Consider the following 24,863-nt stretch of genomic DNA (forward strand, 5'->3'; position numbering starts at 1 on the left):
GGGATAGGTCATCTGGGAAAGGCAGTGAGGATAGCATAACGCCCGGCCTCAGGTTAATCATCGGCGGCGCCAAGCCGCCGATATTTCCTCACTGCGTCAGCGCGACAGCTTGAACTACGGCGCATCCCGGCGTAGAATTTTGTGACACAAATCACAAAAGAAAGCCGTGATACATGATCAAACGCCTGCATAAAATCATCGCTCTGTTCGCTAACTTCAGCCACTGAGCCCCTTTGTAACGAGCGACGCTTCACTTCGTTTTACCCCACCGACGGCGTCGCTCGTTATCCCACTTCCCAGCCGGCACCCCATTCCGCGGCCAACGCGGCCGGAATGTCGCCCAGCGCGACGCGTTGCGCACCGTGCCATTTGGCCGTGTGCGCGATGGCCTGCCGGATGTCCTGCGTTCGCTGTTTGCCGAAGCGCACCTGCGGCTCCGCATGGAAACTGATGATCTCGAAGATGCCCTGGCGACGGTGCGCCTTGGCGTCAATCCGCCCCACCAGTTCGCCCCGATGCAGCACCGGCAACGTGAAGTAACCATAGCGACGTTTTTCTTTCGGCGTGTAACACTCCAGCCGATAGTCAAAGTTGAACAGTTCGAGCGCCCGGCGGCGATCCCACACCACCGGATCAAAAGGCGACAGCAGGCTGGTGACCGTCGATTTCAGTTTGCCCTGCTCCGCCAGCGGCAGCAGTTCCGCCAGTGATTCATGCACATAGAACTGCCCTTCCAGCCCCTCTACCTGCACCGGCGAAATTTCCCCCTGCGCCTGCAGCTCTGCCAGCAAGGCTTTTGGCGCCACGCGTTTCAGCCGATAATAATCCGCCAACCACTCGGCGCGGAAAATGCCCAGATAGCGGCAGGTGCGATGCAACATCTGCCGGCGCGCCCGCTCCGCAGGCAGCGCATGACGCGCATCGTCCCAGGCCGGCAGCAGCCTTTCGGTCAGATCGTAAACCCGGTGGAAGTTACGACGCTCGGCCACCATCAGCTTGCCGGCGGTAAACAGGATCTCCAGGTGCCGTTTCTCCGGTTTCCAGTCCCACCACCCGCTGTTGCCTTTCTTCTCGGCGCTGAAATCGGCGGAACGCACCGGCCCCTGTTGTTCGATATGCCGCAGCAGGTTGTCCATCGCCGCCTGGTGCTGCTGCACCCAGTCGGCCGAGTATTTCCAGCCCATATCATGCGGCGCCAGCATGCGATGCCGCAACAGACCAAAATCCTCGATCGGCAGGAAACAGGCCTCGTGTGCCCAATACTCGAACAACTTGCGGCCGGCGAGCGCCTGTTCCAGCCACTCCGGCTGATAGGCCCCCAAACGGCTGAACAGCACCAGATACGGGCTGCGGGCGACGACGCTAATGGTATCGATTTGTAACAGCCCCATGCGCTGGATCGCGCTCACGACATCATCGGGCCGAGCCTGGCGTTTAAGCGGAGAAAGCAGCCCCTGGGCGGCAAGGTGCAGTGCGCGAGCGGCGGTAAGGGAAATGGTCGGGGTGGTCATCCTGATATCCATGGCGAGTAGGCAATGGCCTGATAATAGTGGATATCGCGGGATTTATCTTCGCCAGTGCTTGCGGGTGGCGACACCGGCACTGGCGAGGAAGGAGGATGCGATCAGAACGCGATAACGTCTGCCGCGGACAGCCCATGCGAGCTGCGATAGATCGAGAACTCAACGTTCTGACCTTCGTTCAACGACTTATTTTTGGTGTTGGCGATAGCGTTGCGGTTGACATAGATTTCGTCGCTGCCATCTACCGGTGAAATAAAACCATAGCCTTCGGCCTGATTAAACCATTTCACACGACCCATTTTTAACACAGTATTTTTAAACATAACTTATATCCTTTTACTTGAGCATCCTTGACAACGTCATTTTTTATATTGTCTGGACGCTACCAGCCCATCCTAAAGTTTTTCGTAACAAACCTCTCGTGAGCAAAAAAATAAAAAACCCGCACTAAGGCGGGCTTGTTGAACTTAATATCTTCCGCATGACTCAGCGCTGAAGCGTCACCATGGTTGTATTAAGATCTCTTTATACGCGTTCCCTGTCTTCTTACAGAGCAACTACGTTGGCGGCAGCCGGCCCGCGCGGGCTGTCCTGGATGGTGTACTCGACGCGCTGGCCTTCAGCCAGGGTCTTGAAACCGTCGGTCATGATTGCGGAGAAGTGTACGAATACATCTTTGCCGCCGTCGTGCTGCTCAATGAAACCAAAACCTTTGCTTTCGTTGAACCACTTAACTTGACCAGTCTTCTTAGACATTACTTTTACCTTTAAATATATTTACAAAACCTGCCATAAGAGGCAATTGCGGCCATTTCAGAAACATTACTTATGGGAGGTACTTAGAAGGTTCGTCTTTGAAGCGGAATCGGATGATAACGTTTTTGGAGGAACTGCTTAACTCTAAACTCGAACATAAATAGGTCTGGATTACAGGCCGACTTGCATTTACTCATAAAAATGGTGAATGCACAAGAGGTTTATTGCAATAAATTCATCATTACGCCGAATTTATTTTTATCCCCATGAATATACATGACTTAATTTAACGCTCGCCGCAGCCGATCCAGCGCGTTCCTCTCCTCACCGGGGCATCATTTGCCCGTCTGAGCGCTGCAAATGAGAGCTAACGCATAAAACTCTAATATGCTTGACGCCGCTATAACAAATCCCAAATCAGATGGCTAAACTTGAGGGGAAAACAAGGCAGACGGCTTTTTCGCCAGCACTTTTGCCGCTAAAAACACGATTTTTCAGATTATGCTGAATCAAGGAGCTATGCGCATGACCGCCCAGCAGTTCGTTTCACCTAATGAAATCCGCGCCAGATTCTCTCACGCGATGTCGGACATGTATCAAAAAGAGGTACCGCTGTACGGCGATCTGCTGGAGCTGGTGGCGGAAACCAACCGGCAGGTTCTACGCGAAGATGCCGCACTGGCTCATCAACTGCAAATCACCGGCGAGATCGAACGCCTGGCCATGGAGCGCCACGGCGCGATCCGGGTCGGCACGGCGGACGAACTGGCCACCCTGCGCCGCCTGTTCCGGGTGATGGGCATGGCGCCGGTCGGTTACTATGACCTGTCGGTGGCGGGCGTTCCGGTGCACTCCACCGCTTTTCGCGCCATACACGAAGACGCGCTGCAGATCAGTCCTTTCCGCGTGTTCACCTCCCTGCTACGCCTGGAACTGATAGAAGATCCCGCGCTGCGTGCGCTGGCCGAGCGCTTGCTGGCGCGCCGCCGTATCTTTACCGATCGCGCGCTGGAGCTGATGGCGCTGCAGGAAGCGCAAGGCGGGCTGAATGAAGTGCAGGCGCAAGAATTTGTCGAACAAGCGCTGGAAACCTTCCGCTGGCATAACCAGGCGACGGTCAGCGCCGAAGAATACCGGCAGCTGCACGATCAGCATCGCCTGATCGCCGACGTGGTGGCGTTTAAAGGGCCGCATATCAACCATCTGACACCACGTACGCTGGATATCGATCGCGTTCAGCAAGCGATGCCCGGCCGCGGTATTACGCCCAAAGCGGTCATCGAGGGCCCGCCGCGCCGCCGCCGCGCGATCCTGCTGCGCCAAACCAGCTTCAAAGCGTTGGAAGAAAGCGTCGATTTCGTTGAGCACGACGGCCACGCCATCGCCGGTCACCATACCGCGCGCTTCGGCGAGATCGAACAACGCGGCGTGGCGCTAACGCCTAAAGGACGCGAACTTTACGACCGTTTGCTGCAGGCGACCAACGATGCGTTGCAGGCGCCGCCAAGCGAGAAGAATGCCGAGCGCTACTATCAACTGCTGGAGGAAAACTTCCGGGCGTTTCCGGATGATTACGCCACGCTGCGTGAGCAACAGCTGGCCTGGTTCCGCTATTTTCCGACCGAATGCGGCCTGGCGGCCAAAGAGTCGCTGGACAAGCACAGCACCCTGGAACAACTGATCGAGAAAGAACACGTTCGCTTCCAGCCTCTGGTATATGAAGATTTCCTGCCGGTCAGCGCGGCGGGGATTTTCCAGTCGAATCTGGGGGACAGCCGCCACGCGCAGTACAACGCGGTTTCCAGCCGGGCAGCGTTTGAACAAGCGTTGGGCAGTGAGGTGATCGACGAACTGGCACTGTATCAGCAAACCCAGCAGCGTTCGCTGGAAGCCTGCGCGCAAGCCCTGGGGCTTGCCACGCTGGCATCCTGAGATTACTTAGTCAGCAGAGATTCGATATCCTGCAGCAGTTGCTCAGCCTGAGCGGACGGTAGCACCGCATCAACCGGTAGATACCACCAATTGGGCTGGGCAAAGGCGCGACACTTCACCGCGTCCTTCTCCGTCATCAACAGCGTTTGATCTGCATTAACCAACGCCGCCAGCGGTTCCTGCTGATATTCCTGATGATCGGCAAACGCCACTTCCTGCACGACTTCGACGTTCAACTTTTCCAACGTCGCGAAGAAACGCGGCGGATGGCCGATACCCGCCATCGCCACCACGCGCGGCAGCTCGGCCGCCGGGCGACGCTCACCGCTCAGCAAGTTCACCGCATCACGCGCCTGCAGACGCATGGCAATTTCCCCGGCCTGCGCCACGCCGCCATTGGCGACGCGCGCATCGACGCTGCCAAGCCGCGCGGCACGTTCACGCATCGGCCCGGCCGGCAACCACCAGCCGTTACCGAAACGACGCACGCCGTCGATGACCACCAGCTCGAAGTCACGCTGTAAAGCGTAGTGCTGCAAGCCGTCGTCGGTGATGATCACATCCAGCGGCTGTTGTCGCAGCAGGGCCTGCACCGCCTCAGCTCGCTTGGGCGCGATCGCCACAGGCGCACCGGTACGTTGATAAATCAGCACCGGCTCATCGCCCGCCTCGCGGGTCGACGTATTCTGACCGAGCACCAGCGGATAAACCGCCGACTTGCCGCCGTAGCCGCGTGACACCACGCCAACGCGATAGCCCCGTTGTTGCAGGTGTTCCACCAGCCAAATCACCATCGGCGTTTTACCGTTGCCGCCGGCGGTGAGGTTACCCACCACCACTACCGGCACCGGCGAACGCCAACTTTTACGCAGGCCGCAGCGGTAACTGAGACGGATCAGCCAACTGAACAAGCCATAAAGCCACGAGAGCGGCAATAGCGCCAGATAAAGCAACGAACCGCCGGACCAGATGCGCTCAATCATTATTGACCAAACTGCATGCGGTGCAGCTGCGCATAGGCGCCCTGGCGCTCAAGCAACTCGGCGTGTTCACCGCGTTCGACGATGCGGCCGTCCTCCACCACCAGGATCTCGTCCGCCTTCTCAATGGTCGACAGACGGTGTGCGATCACCAGCGAAGTGCGGTCTTTCTGCAGCTCGTCCAGCGCGGCCTGAATGGCACGCTCGGATTCGGTATCCAGCGCAGACGTCGCCTCATCCAGGATCAGGATCGGGCAATCGCGCAGCAAAGCACGCGCGATGGCAATGCGCTGGCGTTGGCCGCCGGACAGCATCACGCCGTTTTCACCGATCACCGTATCCAGACCGTTTTCCATCTTGTTGATGAAGTCCATCGCGTACGCCATTTCCGCCGCTTTCTCAATCTGCTCGCGGCTGTATTCGCTCTCGCGCGCATAGGCGATGTTGTTGGCGATGGTGTCGTTGAACAGGTGCACGTTTTGTGAAACCAGGGCCACCTGATTGCGCAGCGAGGCCAGGGTATATTCACGCAGATCGTGGCCATCCATCAGGATTTCGCCTTCCTGAATATCGTAGAAGCGCGTCAGCAGGTTGGCGATGGTGGATTTACCCGAACCGGAACGGCCCACCAACGCGACGGTTTTGCCTTCGGCGATTTTCAGGTTGATATCACGCAGCGCCGGCGTTTCTTTGGCCGGGTAGTAGAAGGTGACGTTGCGGAATTCGATATCGCCTTTCGCACGCTTCACTTCGCGGGTGCCGGTGTCTTTTTCCTGTTCCATATCCAAAATGGAGAACAGCGTCTGACAGGCCGCCATCCCTCGCTGGAACTGGGCATTGACGTTGGTCAGCGACTTCAGCGGACGCATCAGCGCGATCATCGACGAGAACACCACGGTAATGGTGCCGGCGGTCAGGGTTTCCATCACGCTTGGGAAGCTGGCGGCAAACAGCACGAACGCCAGAGCCAGCGAAGCGATCAGCTGAATGATCGGATCGGAAATGGAAGACGCGGAGACCAGTTTCATGCCCTGTTGGCGCATGCGGTTGCTCACCGAGTTAAAACGCTCGGTTTCCACCTGCTGGCCGCCGAAGATCAACACTTCTTTATGGCCTTTCAGCATCTGCTCGGCGCTGGTGGTCACCTGCCCCATGGTGTTCTGCATGTTCTTGCTGATGTTGCGGAAACGCTTGGACACCAGGCGAATGGCGATGGAGACGATCGGTGCCAGCACGATCAGGATCACCGACAGCTGCCAGCTGTAGTAAAACATCATGATGAACAGGCCAATGATCGAGGCTCCTTCACGCACCACGGTCACCAGCGCGCTGGAAGAGGAGGAAGCTACCTGCTCGGAATCATAGGTAATGCGCGACAGCAAAGTCCCGGTGGACTGCTGATCGAAGAAGGCCACCGGCATTCTCATCATGTGGCCAAACAGGCGGCGGCGCATCTGCATCACCACCATGCCGGAAACCCAGGAAATGCAGTAGCTTGAAACAAAACTGGTCACGCCGCGCATCAACATCAGCGCAATCACCGCCAACGGCATCCATACCAGCACGCTGCTGTCGGTTTTTCCAAACCCATCGTCCAATAGCGGTTTAAGCAGAGACAGCATCAGCGTGTCCCCCGCTGCGTTCATAATCAACGCAATGGCGGCCACAATCAGCCCGGTCTTAAAAGGAGTGATCATCGGCCAGAGTCGACGGAACGTCTGCCAGGTCGAGAGATCTTTATCATTCATCATGCAAATACCAGCATCGGAAGAAATAGCGGCCTATTTTACTCATTATCACCCTCTACGCCAAACCGCTGATGGTACCAACGGGGCATTAATTGTTCGCGAAAGCCTTTAATTTGCCAATCGTTGTCGAAAAAAAGTACCGATAACTGACCCGAGCGCGTCGTATCGCGCCATTGGATGCCATTTGCCCGGTATCTGGCGACCACTTTCCGCGCCGGCAATCGCCATTTGTTGTAACGCGATGCGGAGGCCAGCGCCACTTCGGGATTGACCGCGCGCAGAAACGGCGGCGTCGAGGACGTCTTGCTGCCGTGATGCCCTACCTGCAACACCGTAGCCGCCAAGCGATCACGCCGCAACCGTAACAGCTGCGCCTCCGCCTTCTTTTCCGCATCGCCGGTGAGCAGCAAACTGAATTGCCCATCGTCGATGCGGATCACGCAGGAGTCGTCATTGACCGGCCTTTTGCGCGTTTTCGGTGGCCACAGCACCTCGAATTGCAGCGATTGCCAGCGCCAACGCTCCCCGGCGATGCAGGGCAAGTGTCCTTCCCCGCGTATCGGGCTGCGCACCGTCGCCTGCGGAAACGCCCGCCGCATCACCGGCAGCCCGCCGATATGATCGAGGTGAATATGGCTGATAATGATCTGCTCCAGTTCAATATTCCGCCAGTTCAACATCGGTAAGATATGCCGTTCGGCAGCGCTGCCCGTGGGCCAACGATCGCCGGTATCGTACAGTATCCCCTTGCCGTTTTGCTCGATAACCACCGCCAACCCGTGCCCGACATCAAGCATATCGACGCGCCAGCGATAGTCCGGCGCTTTGCCACGCCACAACACGCAGCATATCGCCACCGCCGCCAGCCCCGGTGCATAGCGCCACCACCAATGAAAGCGCCAGCAGATAACGATAAGCCATCCCGCTATGCTGGCCAGCAGCGAGGCGGCCCCCAAATCCACCCAACCGCGTTGCAGGTAATGCAGCGGCACAAACACCCCGCTCAACGTGAAATCAGCCAACCACCAAAGCCCGTAACTTAGCGAGGGGAAGACGCCGCCGATCACCGCCAGCAAAATCAACGGCACCGTCACCAATGAGACGATGGGCACAGCCCAAAGATTGGCAGGCAGCGAGGTCAGCGTCAGACCTAAAAACAGCGCGACCTGCATCGGCACCAGCAACAACGTCATGCCCAACTGAATATGCAGCCAGCGTACCGGCGCCCAATACCAGGCCGAGCGAAATCGCTCGCTGAGCGGTGCCCATTCAAACCAAAAAATCAAACACCCCACCGCCAGCACCGACAGCCAAAAACTGTCTGACAAAACCGCCAACGGATCGCACAGCAAAATCAGCCCGATACACCACAGCCACACTTGCCAGGAAGAACAATGAACGCCGCGCAAGCGCAGCAGCATCCACAGCGTCATCGCCAACGCGGTACGCACCGCCGGCGGTTGGGCGCCCACCAACCAAACATAGATCAGCGTCGCCACCCAGCCTGCGACCAATGGAAAGCGATAGCCAATCAAATGGGCGGGAAGAAAAAACTGCAGCGCTCGCAACGCGGCCCAGAACAAAATGGCGACCATCGCCACATGCAACCCTGAAATGGCCATCAGGTGAGCGATGCCGGTTTTCAGCATCAGCGTGCGCAAAGCCTGCTCCAGCGCGGTTCGTTCCCCAAACGCCAGCGCCAGCAATACCGCCTTGTAACGCAATTCACCGATGTTGGTTTCCGCATGGCTGATGATGCGCTGGCGCAGCCCGCAATCGCCATCCAGCAAACGAGCCTGCCTGACCCGCCCCGTCAACGGCTGGCGCTGGGCAATCGCCCAACGTTGGCTGTCAAATCCGCCTTCATTGAGCTTGCCATGTACCGGCCGCAGGCGCAGTTTCAATTGCCAACGCTGCCCGGCGCACAGCCGCTGCCGTTCGGGAGCCCACGTCGTGGTAAACGCCAGCGCAGGCGCCAACCAATGACCGTCGACCCGCTCGATGCGCATCAGCGTCTGTTTACTGGCGGCGGGCTCCAGCGCGACGCTGCTCACCTGCACCACCGCCGTCACGTCCGGCATGCGAGTTAAGCGCTCCATTTGCCCGAGCAGGCTTCCGGCGTTGAAAACCGCCCATGTGAATCCCAATCCCAGGCAGGCCAAATAGCGGCAGAACGGCCAACGCGCGCGCAACAGCAAGCAGCCGACAAACAGCATCGGCCACAGCAGCCATAGTTCTGGCAACTGCGGTAAAATCAGCAGCGGCAAGATGCCGCAGATAACGGCGAATATCGCCAGATCCAGCGAAATTTTGATCGTTCTTCTCCCATCGCACCCGCCACGCGCACAAGCGCGTTACGGCAGGCAAACAGGATGAGTCAAGCGGCATGCCGAGACCAGCGGGCTTTAGCGAGAATGCGGCGAGCACGCCAGGGTAAGAGAGGTTTATGCAGCAACTACACCGCAAATGCGGCGCAGTACGCATTTCACAAGCGTATCGTGGAGAATCGCAGGCGAAAAAAAACGGCGCCTTACAGGCACCGTTTTATATTCTTTACAAGCAACAACGCTATGATCAGTCAGCGACTAGCCATAGATATTGGCGCGGTCACGCAACTCTTTGCCTGGTTTGAAGTGAGGAACGTACTTGCCGTCCAGCTCAACTTTGTCACCGGTTTTCGGGTTGCGGCCTACACGCGGGGCACGGTAGTGAAGAGAAAAACTGCCGAATCCGCGGATCTCAATGCGTTCGCCCTCGGCCAGCGTAGCGGCCATGTGCTCAAGCATCTCTTTCACTGCATCCTCAACGGCCTTCGCCGGAATATGAGATTGCTGGCCAGCAAGTCTTTCAATAAGTTCAGACTTGGTCATAGTACCTCCAAGCTTTGCAGCTAAACTACCGTATTGGGGCGGCCAGCGACCGCCCCCCGTCATTACTCGCCTTTAGCCGCTTTGAAAGCTTCAGCCATTGCGTTAGAGAAGTTGCCTTCTTCCTGTTTGTTGTTAACAGTTGCGATGGCGTCTTTCTCGTCAGCTTCGTCCTTAGCACGTACGGACAGGCTTACAACGCGGTTCTTACGGTCAACGCCGGTGAATTTAGCTTCAACTTCGTCACCTACGTTCAGAACCAGAGTTGCATCTTCAATGCGGTCGCGAGAGGCTTCAGATGCACGCAGGTAACCTTCTACGCCGCCTGCCAATTCAACTGTAGCACCTTTGGCGTCAACTGCAGTGACTTTACCAGTAACAATAGCACCTTTCTTGTTCATAGACAGGTAGTTATTGAACGGGTCTTCAGCCAGTTGCTTCACGCCCAGGGAGATACGCTCGCGCTCTGCGTCAACTTGCAGAACAACCGCAGCGATTTCGTCGCCTTTCTTGTATTCACGTACTGCTTCTTCGCCTGCAACGTTCCAGGAGATGTCAGACAGGTGAACCAGGCCGTCGATGCCGCCGTCCAGGCCGATGAAGATACCGAAGTCAGTGATAGACTTGATTTTACCTTCAACGCGGTCGCCCTTGTTGTGGGTCTCTGCGAACTGCTGCCATGGGTTGGATTTGCACTGCTTCAGGCCCAGGGAGATACGACGACGTTCTTCATCGATGTCCAGAACCATCACTTCCACTACGTCGCCCACGTTAACAACTTTGGACGGATGGATGTTTTTGTTGGTCCAATCCATTTCAGAAACGTGTACCAGACCTTCAACGCCTTCTTCGATTTCTACGAAGCAGCCGTAATCAGTCAGGTTGGTTACACGGCCAGTCAGCTTGGTGCCTTCTGGGTAACGTTTCGCGATAGCAACCCATGGATCTTCGCCCAGCTGTTTCAGGCCCAGGGATACACGAGTACGCTCGCGGTCGAACTTCAGCACTTTAACAGTGATTTCATCGCCAACGTTGACGATTTCGCTTGGGTGCTTAACGCGTTTCCAAGCCATGTCAGTGATGTGCAGCAGGCCGTCTACGCCGCCCAGATCAACGAATGCACCGTAGTCAGTGAGGTTCTTAACGATACCTTTAACTTCCATGCCTTCCTGCAGGTTTTCCAGCAGTTGATCGCGCTCAGCGCTGTTCTCGGATTCGATAACCGCACGGCGAGAAACGACAACGTTGTTGCGCTTCTGATCCAGCTTGATGACTTTGAACTCAAGCTCTTTGCCTTCCAGGTGCAGAGTGTCACGTACCGGACGCACGTCAACCAGGGAACCTGGCAGGAACGCGCGGATGCCGTTCAGCTCGACGGTGAAGCCACCCTTCACTTTGCCGTTGATAACACCGGTTACAGTCTCAGCTTCTTCGTAGGCTTTTTCCAGCGTGATCCAAGCTTCGTGACGCTTAGCTTTCTCACGGGACAGCAGGGTTTCACCGAAGCCGTCTTCAACAGCATCCAGAGCAACGTCAACTTCGTCACCAACCTGGATTTCCAGCTCGCCCTGGGCGTTTTTGAATTGCTCAGCCGGGATGGCAGACTCAGATTTCAGACCGGCGTCAACCAGTACGATATCTTTGTCGATAGCAACAACGACGCCACGAACGATGGAACCCGGGCGGGTTTCGATTTCTTTTAAGGATTCTTCAAAGAGTTGAGCGAAAGATTCAGTCATGTTGTTAATCTTCAGGGTTCTTTAGTTTAACGTCCATTTAGCGTCCCGCCGAATGGGGTTGTTTCACATACCCCGCCATTGGCTCCATGCCGACAGGGTTTAAGGTTACAGGGGTAAAATTTTACCCGATATATTGCGATACCGCTATGACAAATATGACAAAAAGCCAATAGCGCCGCCGCGCTTATTGCTGCGGCAACGCCAACACTTTCTGTGCATACGTCAACGCCTGCCGGATCACCTCTTCGATCGACATGCTGGTAGAATCCAGCACGAGGGCGTCAGAAGCGGGCACCAGAGGCGCGATAGGCCGATTACGGTCACGGTCGTCCCGTTCCTTTATCTCGGCTAAAAGACGTTCAAAGTTAACATTAAAGCCTTTCTCCTGCAACTGCAGCATGCGGCGGTGCGCGCGCTCCTCCGAGCTGGCGTCGAGGAAAATCTTGACCGGCGCGTCAGGGAACACCACCGTGCCCATGTCGCGGCCATCGGCAATCAGGCCGGGCGCCTCACGGAATGCGCGCTGGCGGCGCAGCAACGCCTCGCGCACGCGCGGAAACGCAGCCGCTTGCGACGCGGTGTTGCCGACGGTTTCGGTGCGGATCTCATTACTGACGTCCTCACCTTCCAAAATCACCTGCAGCTTGCCGTCCTGGGCAACGAAGCGAACATCGAGATGTGCGGCCAGCGGAACCAGCGCTTCCTCAGAAGTGATATCCACCTGATGATGCAACGCCGCCAGCGCCAGCACGCGATAGATCGCGCCGGAGTCCAGCAAACGCCAACCAAGGGACTCGGCCAACGCTTTACACAGCGTGCCTTTGCCCGCGCCACTTGGTCCATCAACGGTTATCACCGGGGCTGTAGCCGTCATTTCTCTCTCCTTCAGGTAGAAAACCTCACAGAGACACGGCGTGCTTCGACTCGAAGCCCGTGAGCTCTGTCACCTGCCCAATCAGGGGCAAATACGGTGGCGTATTATACGCTGCCCTACGGCGATCTGTTACCCTGGAACTATCCGGTTGTTGAAAATAAGCGCACAACCGCGAAAAAGTATAGAAGAAACGCCGGTCGCCAAAGGTTAAAAACGATAAAGGCCCGCAAAGGGGCCTTAAAATAAACGATTTGACGGGTTACGCCGGCTGGCTGATGCGCGCCAGCTGTTCGAAATAATCCGGGAAGGTCTTCGCGGTGCATTTCGGATCGAGAATGGTGACCGGCGTATCCGACAGCGCCACCAGCGAGAAGCACATTGCCATGCGGTGATCGTTGTAGGTGCCGATCTCGGCGAACTGCAGTTTGGCCGGCGGCACGACGTGAATGTAGTCTTCGCCTTCGTCCACTTCCGCCCCCACTTTACGCAGCTCGGTGGCCATCGCCGCCAGACGGTCGGTCTCCTTCACCCGCCAGTTGTAGATATTGCGGATGGTGGTCGGCCCCTCGGCGAACAGCGCTGCGGTGGCGATGGTCATCGCCGCGTCGGGAATGTGGTTCATGTCCATGTCGATGCCGCGCAGTTCACCGCGGCTGCACTCGATGAAATCGTCACCCCAGGTGATGCGCGCGCCCATTTTCTCCAGCACATCGGCGAATTTGGTGTCGCCCTGCACGCTTTTGCGGCCGATGCCGGTCACGCGCACGGTGCCGCCTTTGATCGCCGCCGCCGCCAGGAAGTAGGACGCGGAAGAAGCGTCGCCTTCAACCAGATAGTCGCCCGGCGCGATATACGTCTGGCGCCCCTGAATGTGGAACACCCGGTAATTGTCGTGGCTCACCGATACGCCGAAGGTACGCATCAGGTGCAGCGTGATGTCGATGTACGGCTTGGAAACCAGCTCGCCCTTGATGTGGATCTGCGTATCCTGCGGCGCCAGCGGCGCGGCCATCAGCAACGCGGTCAGGAACTGGCTGGAGACGCTGCCGTCGACGGTGACGTCGCCGCCCTGGAAGCCACCGCGCAGGCGAATCGGCGGATAATCGGTCTGTTCGAGGTAATCAATCTGCGCCCCGCCCTGGCGCAACGCGTCCACCAAATGGCCGATCGGACGTTCTTTCATGCGGGGTTCCCCGGTCAGCACCACGTCGCCTTCGCCGAGGCACAGCGCCGCCGCCAGTGGGCGCATCGCGGTGCCGGCGTTGCCGAGGAACAGTTCCAGCGGCTGGTCGGCTACCAGCGGCCCGGCCACGCCGGTGACTTCACACACGGTGCGGTCGGCGGAAAGCCGGTAGTTCACGCCCAACGCCTGCAGCGCATTCAGCATATGACGCACATCGTCGCTATCCAGCAAGTTGGTCAGCCGGGTCGTTCCCTCCGCCAGCGCCGCCAGCAGCAGAGCACGGTTGGAAACGCTCTTGGAGCCGGGTAAGTTGACGGTGCCATTGACCAGGGCGACCGGTTGTAACGTCAGGGAATCCACCATGTGAACAAAACTCTCCAATTCTGATAAACGAAACGGCTCCGGAATAATGCCGGAGCCGCTTTAATGCAAAAGGACAACAGCCTGGTCAGCCCGCGCCCGGCGAGCTGACGGGATCAACCGTGACGACGCTCGAAATCGGTCATAAAGTCGGTCAGCGCCTGTACGCCGGCCAGCGGCATCGCATTGTAAATAGAAGCGCGCATGCCGCCAACTACCCGGTGACCTTTCAGCGCCTGCAGGCCGATGGCCTCGGCTTCGCTGAGGAACACCTTATCCAGCGCTGCATCGGCCAGCTGGAACGGCACGTTCATCCACGAGCGGTTGTCGATCGCCACCTGGCTGCGGTAAAAGTCGGATTTATCGATGGTCGCATACAGCAACTCGGCCTTGGCCTGATTGCGTTTTTGCATCTCCACCAGGCCGCCCTGTTCTTTCAGCCATTTGAACACCAGCCCGGACAGGTACCAGGCGAAGGTCGGCGGGGTGTTGAACATCGAATCGTTCTCGGCCAACACGGTGTAATCGAGGATCGACGGCACTTCTTTACGCGCCTTGCCCAACAGATCGTCACGCACGATCACCAGCGTCAGGCCGGCCGGGCCGATATTTTTCTGCGCGCCGGCGTAAATCACGCCGAAGCGGCTGACGTCGAGCGGGCGGGACAGGATGGTCGAGGAGTAATCGCCGATCACCACTTTGTCGCCGAAGTCCGGCGTTTCATCGATGGCCACGCCGTCGATGGTCTCATTCGGGCAATAATGCACGTAAGCCGCGTCGTTGCTCAGTTGCCACTCTTTCATCGGCGTGATGCCGCTCAGGCCGTCGATGCGGGTTTTCACGTCGATGACGTTCGGAGCGCAATACTTTTCCGCTTCCTTGATGGCGCTGTGCGCCCAATAGCCGCCGTCGATATAGTCGGCGGTAGCCTTGTCGCCCAGCAGGTTCAGCGGCAGCGCGGCGAATTGCGCGCGCGCGCCACCATGGCAAAACAGCACTTTATAGTTGGAGGGGACTTTCAGCAGATCGCGCAGATCCTGTTCCGCCTGCTCGGCAACGGCGATGAATTCTTTGCTGCGGTGACTGATCTCCATCACTGACGTTCCCAGGCCGTGCCAGTTGCACAGTTCCTGTTCCGCACGACGCAACACTTCCACCGGCAGCATCGCCGGGCCAGAGCTAAAATTATAAACCTGAGTCATTTCCCCTCACCACATTCACTGTTCGCCGCAGAAAAGCGACCTGTCGAAAAGACGCCCGAAGTTAACGCTCGCGTTAACCAACCCTCCGGTTTTATCACTCACGCCCCATGGCTGCAACGCTTATTCGCCCGTCGGCGGCAAACGGCCGTGCCGGGTGATGACAGGCTCTGCGGCCGTCGCGATTGTTTGGACGATAAAACCCTGTGACATGGGGAAATTCAGCGGGTTAACGCGGTGTTTTATGCTGTATTCAGCCAACATGGCTGCGGGAGCCCGGATGGCCCCCGCAGGAGAAGAAACGATCAGTACTGATTAAACATCTGCTGGATCTGCTTCGCGTCTTTGGTTTGCGTCAGCGCCAGCTGCAGCAGAATGCGCGCCTTTTGCGGATTCAGCGTGCCGGCGGCCACGAAGCCGTACTTGGCGTCGTCCACTTCCGCATCCTCGGTGGTGGCGCCGGTCGGCACGCGCGAAGAACGCACCACCGCCACGCCGTTGTGCGCCGCCGTCGCCAGGGTGTCGAACACGGTTTTATACAGGTTGCCGTTGCCGACCCCGGCGCTGACGATGCCCTGATAGCCTTCGGCGATCAGGGCCTTGGCTGGCGCATCGGAGGCGTTGGCGTAGTTGTAGACGATGCCGACCTTCGGCAGCTCGTTCAGCTTGCTGACGTCGAACGGCGTCTCCCGGGTATGCTTACGCTGCGGCGAACGCTGATAATCGATCTTGCCGTTGTGGATATACCCCAACGGGCCGTAGTTTGGCGACTGGAAGGTCTGCACGGCGGTGGTATTGGTCTTGGTGACGTCACGCGCGTCCAGCACGGTGTCGTTCATCGCCACCAGCACCCCGCGGTTGGCCGATTGCGGATCCGCCGCCGTCACCACCGCGTTATACAGGTTGAACGGGCCGTCGGCGCTCATCGCCGTCGCCGGCCGCATCGCCCCCACCAATACCACCGGCTTGTCGCATTTCACCGTCAAATCAAGGAAATAGGCCGTCTCTTCCAGCGTATCGGTGCCGTGAGTGATGACGAAGCCGTCGGTTTTGCCGCAGTCGGCGTCAATTTTCTTCGCCAGCGTCAGCCAGACCTGATCGTTCATGTCCTGCGAGCCGATGTTCACCACCTGTTCCCCCTGCACGTTGGCGATATCTTTCAGCGCCGGCACCGCATCGACCAACGCCTCGACGCCCAGTTTGCCCGCGGTATAGTTGGATTTCGTCGCCGAATCGCCGCCGCCGGCGATAGTGCCGCCGGTCGCCAGCAGGGTGATGTTGGGCAGCGCCAGCGCCGAGGCGCTGACACCGGTCAACAAGAGGGTTAACGCGCTGAGTTTCACTGATTTCATTAGATTTCTCCGTGACAGATAACTTGCTGAATTATGGTCTTTATCCTTAAAAAAACTGTGACTTTGCCACCGCTTTAGGAATACGTGGAGCTCCAGCGTAAAACCCCGTATCATTGCGCGTTTTTAGTACGCGCAAAAAGTGAAGACAATGACGCAAACTTTTATCCCCGGTAAAGACGCCGCCCTGGAAGACTCCATCTCCCGTTTCCAGCAGAAACTGAGCGATCTCGGTTTCAACATCGAAGAAGCCTCCTGGCTGAACCCGGTGCCGCACGTGTGGTCGGTGCACATCCGCGATCGCGATTGCCCGCTGTGCTTCACCAACGGCAAAGGCGCCAGCAAAAAAGCCGCGCTGGCCTCCGCGCTGGGTGAATATTTCGAGCGCCTGTCCACCAACTACTTCTTCGCCGATTTCTATCTGGGCAAGCAGATCGCCGAAGGCGACTTCGTGCACTATCCGAATGAGAAATGGTTCCCGATCCCTGAAGACGACGCGCTGCCGGCCGGCATCCTCGACGAACGTCTGCACGCCTTCTACGATCCGCAGCAAGAGCTGAGCGCCAGCGATCTGGTCGATCTGCAGTCCGGCAACGCCGATCGCGGGGTATGTGCACTGCCGTTTACCCGTCAGTCCGACCAGCAAACCGTGTACATCCCGATGAATATCATCGGCAACCTGTATGTTTCCAACGGCATGTCCGCCGGCAACACCGCCAACGAAGCGCGCGTGCAGGGCCTGTCGGAAGTGTTCGAGCGTTATGTGAAAAACCGCATCATCGCCGAATCCATCAGCCTGCCGGCGATCCCGGACGAGGTGCTGAACCGCTACCCGGGCGTGGTGGAAGCTATCGCCAAGCTGGAAGAGGAAGGTTTCCCGACCCTCTCCTATGACGCCTCGTTGGGCGGCAACTACCCGGTGATCTGCGTGGTGCTGTTCAACCCGACCAACGGCACCTGTTTCGCTTCATTCGGCGCGCATCCGGACTTCGGCGTGGCGCTGGAGCGCACGGTAACCGAACTGCTGCAGGGCCGCAGCCTGAAAGATCTCGACGTGTTCACCGCGCCGACCTTCGATGACGAAGAAGTGGCGGAACACACCAACCTGGAAACGCACTTCATCGACTCCAGCGGTCTGATCTCCTGGGATCTGTTCAAACAGGATGCCGATTACCCGTTCGTTGACTGGAACTTCAGCGGCAGCACGCAGGAAGAGTTCGCCACCCTGATGAGCATCTTCGACAAGGAAGACGCGGAAGTGTACATCGCCGACTACGAGCACCTGGGCGTCTACGCTTGCCGCATCATCGTGCCGGGCATGTCCGATATCTACCCGGCGGAAGACCTGCTGCTGGCTAACAACAGCATGGGCGCGCACCTGCGCGATACGCTGCTGGCGCTGCCGGGCAGCGAGTGGGAGCCGGAAGAATACCTGGCGCTGATCGAGCAGTTGGACGACGAAGGGCTGGACGATTTCACCCGCGTGCGCGAACTGCTGGGCATTGCCAGCGGCAAAGACAACGCCTGGTATACCCTGCGCGTGGGCGAGCTGAAATCGATGCTGGCGCTGGCGGGCGGCGATCTGGATCAGGCGCTGATTTGGACCGAATGGACGCAGGACTTCAACGCCTCGGTGCTGAGCCCGGCGCGCAGCAACTACTACCGCTGCCTGCAAACGCTGCTGCTGCTGGCGCAGGAGCCTGAACGCGAAGCGGCGCAGTATTATACCGCGTTCGTGAAGATGTACGGCCAGGAAGCGGTCGACGCCGCCTCCGCCGCCATCAGCGGTGAAGAGCGCTTCAACGGGCTGTTCGCCGTCGATGCCGATCTGAAGGCGCTGCCGGCCCATCAGGCGCTGCTGGCGGCTTACGAGAAGCTGCAGGCGGCCAAACGCCGCCACTGGGCCAAGGCCTAAGCATCATCAGGGGATACTGCCACTTTGGGAGTACCCCTGTTGCCAAACGCCGCACTCCGTTGCGGCGTTTTCAATTTTGCGGTTTATTTCAACGCATTCGGTTTTATTTTTTCGCCGGGAAATAGGTGGTTAAACGACCATAAAAATAAATAAACCGTCAATTGTTGCCGGACGGTGAAATAATAATTAACCGATAATTAAACTTTCAACGCCGCGCGGCGACAAAACGCCTAAAAATTTAACTTTACTCCACGCCGACCACTCGGTGGATTCAAAAAAATTTGCAAACATTAAAAAAATGTTTTTGATTAAAAATCAATAAATTAACCATAAAAACCACACAAAAAACACGCCATTTCACCGCTCTACTTCCCCGCCTTATGATCCAAATCAAATTTTCCCCTATACTGCTTTGCTAGTATCTCATTGCGTTGTTTTAACCCTTAAGAGCGAGAGTTAGTTTGAAAACTGACAGCCCCTTCGATCTGATTTTACCTGCGGCAACGGCGAAAATCGCTGAAGATGCCGGCGTGTATAAAGCCACCAAACATCCGCTGAAAACGTTTTATTTGGCGATCACCGCCGGTGTCTTCATTTCCATCGCCTTCGTCTTCTACATCACGGCGACCACCGGCACCGCCGGCGTGCCTTTCGGGCTGGCGAAACTGGTCGGCGGCATCTGCTTCTCTCTCGGGTTAATGCTGGTGGTGGTGTCGGGCGCCGACCTGTTCACCTCTACCGTGCTTATCGTCATCGCCAAGGCCAGCGGCCGCATCAGCTGGGGCCAGCTGGGCGCCAACTGGCTGAACGTTTATCTCGGCAACCTGGTCGGCGCGCTGTTCTTCGTGGCGCTGATCTGGTTCTCCGGCGAGTATATGGTCGCCAACGGCCAGTGGGGCCTGAATGTCCTGCAAACCGCAGACCACAAGCTGCATCACACCTTCATCGAAGCCGTGTGCCTCGGCATTCTGGCCAACCTGATGGTCTGCCTGGCGGTCTGGATGAGCTACTCCGGCCGTACCCTGACCGACAAGATGCTCGCCATGGTGCTGCCGGTCGGGATGTTTGTCGCCAGCGGCTTCGAACACAGCATCGCCAACATGTTTATGATCCCTATGGGCATCGTGGTCAAACACTTCGCCACGCCGGAATTCTGGCAAGCCGTAGGGGCGGTACCTGAGCAATTCGCTCATCTGACAGTAAGCAACTTCATCATCGACAACCTGATTCCGGTCACCCTCGGTAACATCATCGGCGGCGGTCTGCTGGTTGGGTTGACTTACTGGGTAATTTATCTGCGCGGGGGCCGCGAGCAGCACTAAGCTGTGAGTAACCGCGCGCAGAGTTAGAAATCCACAATCAAAGGTAGGTGTACAATGACCGAACTTAACGAGAAATTAGCCAACGCTTGGGAAGGTTTCAGCAAGGGTGACTGGCAGAATGAAGTCAACGTTCGTGACTTCATCCAGAAAAACTACACGCCTTATGAGGGTGACGAATCCTTCCTGGCTGGCGCTACTCAAGCCACCACCACCTTGTGGGACAAGGTTATGGAAGGGATCAAACTGGAAAACCGCACTCATGCGCCGGTTGATTTCGACACCAACGTTGCTTCAACCATCGTTTCTCACGACGCGGGTTACATCGCCAAAGAGCTGGAAACCATCGTGGGTCTGCAGACCGACGCCCCTCTGAAACGCGCGCTGATCCCGTTCGGCGGCATCAAAATGGTCGAAGGTTCGTGCAAAGTGTACGGCCGCGAACTGGATCCGCAGCTGAAAAAAGTGTTCACCGAATACCGCAAAACCCACAACCAGGGCGTATTCGACGTTTACACCAAAGACATCCTGAACTGCCGTAAATCCGGCGTGCTGACCGGTCTGCCGGACGCCTACGGCCGCGGCCGCATCATCGGCGACTACCGCCGCGTTGCGCTGTACGGTATCGACTTCCTGATGGCCGACAAGCTGAACCAGTTCAAATCGCTGCAGGAAAAACTGGAAAACGGCGAAGACCTGGAAATGACCATCCAGCTGCGCGAAGAGATCGCTGAACAGCATCGCGCTCTGGCTCAGATCAAAGAGATGGCCGCCAAATACGGTTACGACATCTCCGGCCCAGCCACCAGCGCGCAAGAAGCGGTGCAGTGGACCTACTTCGGCTACCTGGCCGCGGTGAAATCCCAGAACGGCGCCGCCATGTCCTTCGGCCGCGTGTCCACCTTCCTCGACGTGTTCATCGAGCGCGACATCAAGGCGGGCAAACTGACCGAAGAGCAAGCGCAGGAACTGATCGACCACCTGGTGATGAAACTGCGTATGGTGCGCTTCCTGCGTACCCCTGAGTACGATGAGCTGTTCTCCGGCGACCCAATCTGGGCGACTGAGTCCCTGGCCGGTATGGGCGTCGACGGCCGTACCCTGGTCACCAAAAACAGCTTCCGCTTCCTGAACACCCTGTACACCATGGGGCCGTCTCCGGAACCGAACATGACCATCCTGTGGTCTGAGAAGCTGCCGCTGAACTTCAAGAAATTCGCGGCGAAAGTGTCCATCGACACCTCTTCCGTTCAGTACGAAAACGACGACCTGATGCGCCCTGACTTCAACAACGATGACTATGCCATCGCTTGCTGCGTCAGCCCGATGATCGTCGGCAAACAAATGCAGTTCTTCGGCGCCCGCGCCAACCTGGCGAAAACCATGCTGTACGCCATCAACGGCGGCGTTGACGAAAAACTGAAAATGCAGGTCGGCCCGAAAGAAGCGCCGATGATGGACGAAGTGCTGGACTATGACAAAGTCATGGCCCGCATGGACCACTTTATGGATTGGCTGGCCAAGCAGTACGTGACCGCGCTGAACATCATTCACTACATGCACGACAAGTACAGCTACGAAGCTGCGCTGATGGCGCTGCATGACCGTGACGTTTATCGCACCATGGCTTGCGGCATCGCCGGTCTGTCCGTGGCGGCCGACTCCCTGTCCGCCATCAAGTACGCGAAAGTCACCACCATTCGCGACGAAGACGGCCTGGCTATCGACTTCAAAGTGGAAGGCGAGTATCCACAGTTCGGTAACAATGACGCCCGCGTCGATGACATCGCCTGCGACCTGGTTGAGCGTTTCATGAAGAAAATTCAGAAACTGCGCACCTACCGCAACGCGGTACCGACCCAGTCCGTACTGACCATCACCTCCAACGTGGTGTACGGTAAGAAAACCGGTAACACCCCGGATGGCCGCCGCGCCGGCGCACCATTCGGCCCAGGTGCCAACCCGATGCACGGCCGCGACCAGAAAGGCGCAGTCGCCTCCCTGACCTCGGTAGCCAAACTGCCGTTTGCCTACGCGAAAGACGGGATCTCCTACACCTTCTCCATCGTGCCTAACGCGCTGGGTAAAGACGACGACGTGCGTAAAGCCAACCTGGCGGGCCTGATGGATGGTTACTTCCACCATGAAGCCTCCATCGAAGGCGGCCAGCACCTGAACGTCAACGTAATGAACCGCGAAATGCTGCTGGACGCGATGGAAAACCCTGAGAAATACCCTCAGCTGACCATCCGCGTCTCCGGTTACGCCGTGCGCTTCAACTCGCTGACCAAAGAGCAACAGCAGGACGTCATTACTCGTACCTTCACTCAAACGATGTAATGCGCCAGCCGGGCGGGAAACCGCCCGGTAGCAACGTCAGGGCCGGTTCTGCCGGCCCTTTTCTCCCACCGCTCTCCCCTGACTCTGTACGAGTCTGTTTTGCCGGACATCTATACTGAATGGATAGCCGGCAAAACAGTTATCCGGCAACTGACCGGCCGACAGGCATCATTACCCCCGGTGGCGGGCTCACTCCGCCACTGCATCGCAGATACCTGGCCGGCGGCCACGCGCCTATTTTTAGACTGCGTTTGACAGTCAATATTGGAGAAAACCCCGCAATGTCAGTAACTGGTCGCATCCACTCCTTCGAATCCTGCGGCACCGTCGACGGGCCAGGGATCCGCTTTATCGTCTTCTTCCAGGGCTGCCTGATGCGCTGCCTCTATTGCCATAACCGCGACACCTGGGATACCCACGGCGGCAAAGAAGTGACCGTCGAAGAGCTGATGAAAGACGCGGTGGCCTACCGCCACTTCATGAACGCTTCCGGCGGCGGCGTGACCGCATCCGGCGGCGAAGCGATCCTGCAGGCTGAATTCGTGCGCGACTGGTTCCGCGCCTGCCACGCCGAAGGCATCAATACCTGCCTGGATACCAACGGCTTCGTGCGCCGCTACGATCCGGTGATCGACGAGCTGCTGGACACCACCGATCTGGTGATGCTGGATCTGAAACAGATGAACGATGAGATCCACCAGAATCTGGTCGGCGTTTCCAACCATCGCACGCTGGAATTCGCCCGCTACCTGGCGAAACGCAACCAGCGCACCTGGATCCGTTACGTGGTGGTGCCGGGTTGGTCAGACGACGATAAATCGGCGCACCTGCTGGGCGAGTTCACCAAAGACATGACCAACATCGAGAAAATCGAGCTGCTGCCTTACCACGAGCTGGGCAAGCACAAATGGATAGCGATGGGGGAAGAGTACAAACTGGACGGCGTGCATCCGCCGAAGGCCGAGACCATGGACCGCGTCAAAGGCATCCTGGAAAGCTACGGCCACAAAGTGATCTACTGACTGACGCAGCGCCAAAGAAAAAACCGGCTCATGGCCGGTTTTTTTATGCTCAGGCAGCGGCGAACGGCGTGTGATGGCGATCCGGCTTCTGCTTTTTCAGCAGCATCAGCAGGTAAACCAGCGCCACGGCGGCGATCATCACGAACAGCACGCGGTCGGAATAGTTCTGCATCAGCAGCGCCGTCATCGATGGGCCCAGCAAGCTGCCGATGGTGTAACTCATCAGCAGCGCCTGGTTCATCGCCACCAGTTCGTGCGGCATTGCCTTCTCACAGGCCCAGGACATCGCCACCGGATACAGGGTAAAGCCGGCGCAGCCGAGGATGAACAGTGAAGGCGCCATGGCGTAGTTGCCGAGCATCGCCACGCTGGCGAGGATCACCACAAACACCTGAATGCGCAGCACCAGCAGGCGCCCGTAACGATCGGCCAGGCGCCCGACCGGCCATTGGCCGACGATGCCGGAGCTGACCAACAGCGCCATCCAGTAGCCGACGTTAGCGTCGCTCATGCCCTGATGAGAGAGGTACAGCGGCATCAGGCCATACAGCGAACCGAGCACGATGCCGGAGATGATGCAGCCGTTGATGCCGAGGCGCGCGCTGCGGCGTCTCAACATTGTCCACACCGCCGCCTGCTGCGGCTCGTCTTCATGGCGGTTGACCCGCGCGAACAGCATCGGCAGCATGGCGCTGATCACGATGGCGGTCACCCACGGCACCACGTGCAGCAATTCGGTCGAGGTCATGCTCAACAGCAATTGGCCGGTCACCGTACCGAGGTAATAGACAATCATATAGGCCGCCAGCAGCTGGCCGCGGTTGCTGAGATTGCCGCTGCGCAGCAGCGCGCTTTCCACAATCACCCAGATCCAGGCGCAACCGACGCCGGCGAAGAAGCGCCAGCCCAGCCAGCTCCAGAAATCGATCGACAGCACCATACCGGCGGTCGCGGCGGCGAACAACAAACAGGAGAGATGGTAGCTGCGGGTGAAGCCGACGCGCTGGATCAGTTTGCCCGCCACCAACGTGCCCAACAGGTTGCCGCTGAAATAGGAGGAGCTGACCATTCCCACTTGCCAGGTCGACAGCTGAGCATGGGTTAACCAAAGCGGCACTAACGTATTCAAAACGGCAATGGATACCGTGAGCAGCAAGAGGCCGCAGAGCAACAGGAGCACTGGGCGGGAGTATGCGGACATAGTGAAATTGTGACCGAACGCGCAATGAGAGTGCGCGCATCATGCCACTGGCGATAAAAAAGTCAATCGCCTCTTATCATTCCAGCGCACGATTTGTTTCCGGCTAAGCGGCTGAAAAAGCGCTATGCTCAGCGCAGAGCGGATTTAACGACGGAGAAGCGAGATGAGTCAGGCAAATAATGCGGCGGTCGAGACCTTGCTGGCAGACATCGGCAGCACGCACGGCGAGCTGCTGGAGATCGTACAACAGGTGCGCCGGGTCGCTGCGGCGAGCGGCAGTGGCATCACCGAATCGGTCAAATACGGCGGCATCATGTTCTCGCATACTCAATTTTTCTGCGGCGTTTTCGCCTACCGCAGCCACGTCACGGTAGAGTTCGGCCAGGGCTACCGCCTGGAAGATCGTTATCACCTGCTCGAGGGCAACGGCCAGTATCGGCGGCACATCAAGCTCCACTCGCCCGCCGAAGTGAAAAGCAAGCACCTGGCGGACTACATTAAACAAGCCTACGCGCTGGCGACAGACTGAATTTCCGACATAAAAAAAGCGCCCGCA

Annotated in this window: 19 protein-coding genes; 6 read left to right on the plus strand and 13 right to left on the minus strand. The window is 57.8% G+C overall.

All coding sequences use genetic code 11. The features are described 5' to 3' along the window. Nucleotides 1-284: 284 nt before the first annotated feature. The 3 genes from L085_RS19845 to L085_RS19855 form a co-directional block, all read right to left on the minus strand. Complete coding sequence (locus L085_RS19845; RefSeq protein WP_044031531.1) at nucleotides 285-1,511, minus strand: winged helix-turn-helix domain-containing protein; 1,227 nt, start codon at nucleotides 1,509-1,511, stop codon at nucleotides 285-287. Nucleotides 1,512-1,624: 113 nt separating this feature from the next. After that, nucleotides 1,625-1,846 carry a cold-shock protein gene (locus tag L085_RS19850; RefSeq protein ID WP_004928241.1) on the minus strand — a complete coding sequence of 74 codons (222 nt, stop codon included), beginning with the start codon at nucleotides 1,844-1,846 and terminating at the stop codon, nucleotides 1,625-1,627. Between the two features lie 223 nt (nucleotides 1,847-2,069). Next, nucleotides 2,070-2,279 (minus strand): cold shock domain-containing protein, encoded by a 210-nt coding sequence (locus tag L085_RS19855; protein WP_004928244.1) that lies wholly within the window; start codon nucleotides 2,277-2,279, stop codon nucleotides 2,070-2,072. Between the two features lie 525 nt (nucleotides 2,280-2,804). On the opposite strand from L085_RS19855, the gene L085_RS19860 reads away from it, so the two are divergent. Then, entirely contained in the window at nucleotides 2,805-4,211 is a 1,407-nt protein-coding gene (locus L085_RS19860; protein ID WP_004928247.1) for a VOC family protein, read from the plus strand. A gap of 2 nt (nucleotides 4,212-4,213) precedes the next feature. On the opposite strand, the gene lpxK is transcribed toward L085_RS19860, so the two are convergent. From lpxK to ansB, 9 genes are all read right to left on the minus strand, one after another. After that, nucleotides 4,214-5,194: a tetraacyldisaccharide 4'-kinase gene (gene lpxK / locus L085_RS19865; protein WP_044031532.1), complete on the minus strand. Its 981-nt coding sequence runs from the start codon at nucleotides 5,192-5,194 to the stop codon at nucleotides 4,214-4,216. Beyond that, complete coding sequence (gene msbA, locus L085_RS19870) at nucleotides 5,194-6,942, minus strand: lipid A ABC transporter ATP-binding protein/permease MsbA (RefSeq protein ID WP_021504329.1); 1,749 nt, start codon at nucleotides 6,940-6,942, stop codon at nucleotides 5,194-5,196. The genes lpxK and msbA overlap by 1 nt, the downstream gene beginning before the upstream one ends. Before the next feature lie 35 nt (nucleotides 6,943-6,977). Further along, complete coding sequence (locus tag L085_RS19875; RefSeq protein WP_080497453.1) at nucleotides 6,978-9,248, minus strand: ComEC family protein; 2,271 nt, start codon at nucleotides 9,246-9,248, stop codon at nucleotides 6,978-6,980. 276 nt (nucleotides 9,249-9,524) lie between these two features. Then, a complete protein-coding gene (gene ihfB, locus L085_RS19880) occupies nucleotides 9,525-9,809 on the minus strand; it encodes an integration host factor subunit beta (RefSeq protein ID WP_004928264.1) in 285 nt (94 codons plus the stop codon). 62 nt (nucleotides 9,810-9,871) lie between these two features. Continuing rightward, nucleotides 9,872-11,545 (minus strand): 30S ribosomal protein S1, encoded by a 1,674-nt coding sequence (gene rpsA, locus L085_RS19885; protein ID WP_004928267.1) that lies wholly within the window; start codon nucleotides 11,543-11,545, stop codon nucleotides 9,872-9,874. A 184-nt stretch (nucleotides 11,546-11,729) separates the two neighbouring features. Next, nucleotides 11,730-12,419: a (d)CMP kinase gene (gene cmk / locus L085_RS19890; protein ID WP_004928270.1), complete on the minus strand. Its 690-nt coding sequence runs from the start codon at nucleotides 12,417-12,419 to the stop codon at nucleotides 11,730-11,732. 259 nt (nucleotides 12,420-12,678) lie between these two features. After that, nucleotides 12,679-13,965, minus strand: coding sequence for a 3-phosphoshikimate 1-carboxyvinyltransferase (gene aroA / locus L085_RS19895; RefSeq protein WP_044031533.1), 1,287 nt, complete (start codon nucleotides 13,963-13,965; stop codon nucleotides 12,679-12,681). Nucleotides 13,966-14,078: 113 nt separating this feature from the next. Further along, nucleotides 14,079-15,164 (minus strand): 3-phosphoserine/phosphohydroxythreonine transaminase, encoded by a 1,086-nt coding sequence (gene serC, locus L085_RS19900; RefSeq protein WP_044031534.1) that lies wholly within the window; start codon nucleotides 15,162-15,164, stop codon nucleotides 14,079-14,081. 302 nt (nucleotides 15,165-15,466) lie between these two features. Then, nucleotides 15,467-16,513 (minus strand): L-asparaginase 2, encoded by a 1,047-nt coding sequence (gene ansB, locus L085_RS19905; protein WP_021504333.1) that lies wholly within the window; start codon nucleotides 16,511-16,513, stop codon nucleotides 15,467-15,469. Between the two features lie 148 nt (nucleotides 16,514-16,661). On the opposite strand from ansB, the gene ycaO reads away from it, so the two are divergent. The 4 genes from ycaO (at nucleotide 16,662) to pflA (ending at nucleotide 23,106) form a co-directional block, all read left to right on the plus strand. Then, entirely contained in the window at nucleotides 16,662-18,425 is a 1,764-nt protein-coding gene (gene ycaO / locus L085_RS19910; RefSeq protein ID WP_044031535.1) for a 30S ribosomal protein S12 methylthiotransferase accessory factor YcaO, read from the plus strand. A 461-nt stretch (nucleotides 18,426-18,886) separates the two neighbouring features. Next, nucleotides 18,887-19,747: a formate transporter FocA gene (gene focA, locus L085_RS19915; protein ID WP_004928284.1), complete on the plus strand. Its 861-nt coding sequence runs from the start codon at nucleotides 18,887-18,889 to the stop codon at nucleotides 19,745-19,747. Nucleotides 19,748-19,801: 54 nt separating this feature from the next. Further along, complete coding sequence (gene pflB / locus L085_RS19920) at nucleotides 19,802-22,084, plus strand: formate C-acetyltransferase (protein ID WP_004928286.1); 2,283 nt, start codon at nucleotides 19,802-19,804, stop codon at nucleotides 22,082-22,084. Between the two features lie 281 nt (nucleotides 22,085-22,365). Continuing rightward, a complete protein-coding gene (pflA, locus tag L085_RS19925) occupies nucleotides 22,366-23,106 on the plus strand; it encodes a pyruvate formate lyase 1-activating protein (RefSeq protein ID WP_031299859.1) in 741 nt (246 codons plus the stop codon). Between the two features lie 49 nt (nucleotides 23,107-23,155). Here the strand turns inward: pflA and L085_RS19930 are convergent, their stop codons facing one another. Beyond that, nucleotides 23,156-24,307, minus strand: coding sequence for an MFS transporter (locus L085_RS19930; protein ID WP_033642558.1), 1,152 nt, complete (start codon nucleotides 24,305-24,307; stop codon nucleotides 23,156-23,158). Between the two features lie 163 nt (nucleotides 24,308-24,470). On the opposite strand from L085_RS19930, the gene L085_RS19935 reads away from it, so the two are divergent. Further along, a complete protein-coding gene (locus L085_RS19935; protein WP_044031536.1) occupies nucleotides 24,471-24,836 on the plus strand; it encodes a DUF1801 domain-containing protein in 366 nt (121 codons plus the stop codon). The last annotated feature ends 27 nt before the right edge of the window (nucleotides 24,837-24,863 follow it).

The sequence above is a fragment of the Serratia sp. FS14 genome, from assembly GCF_000695995.1.
GTDB lineage: Bacteria > Pseudomonadota > Gammaproteobacteria > Enterobacterales > Enterobacteriaceae > Serratia > Serratia nematodiphila.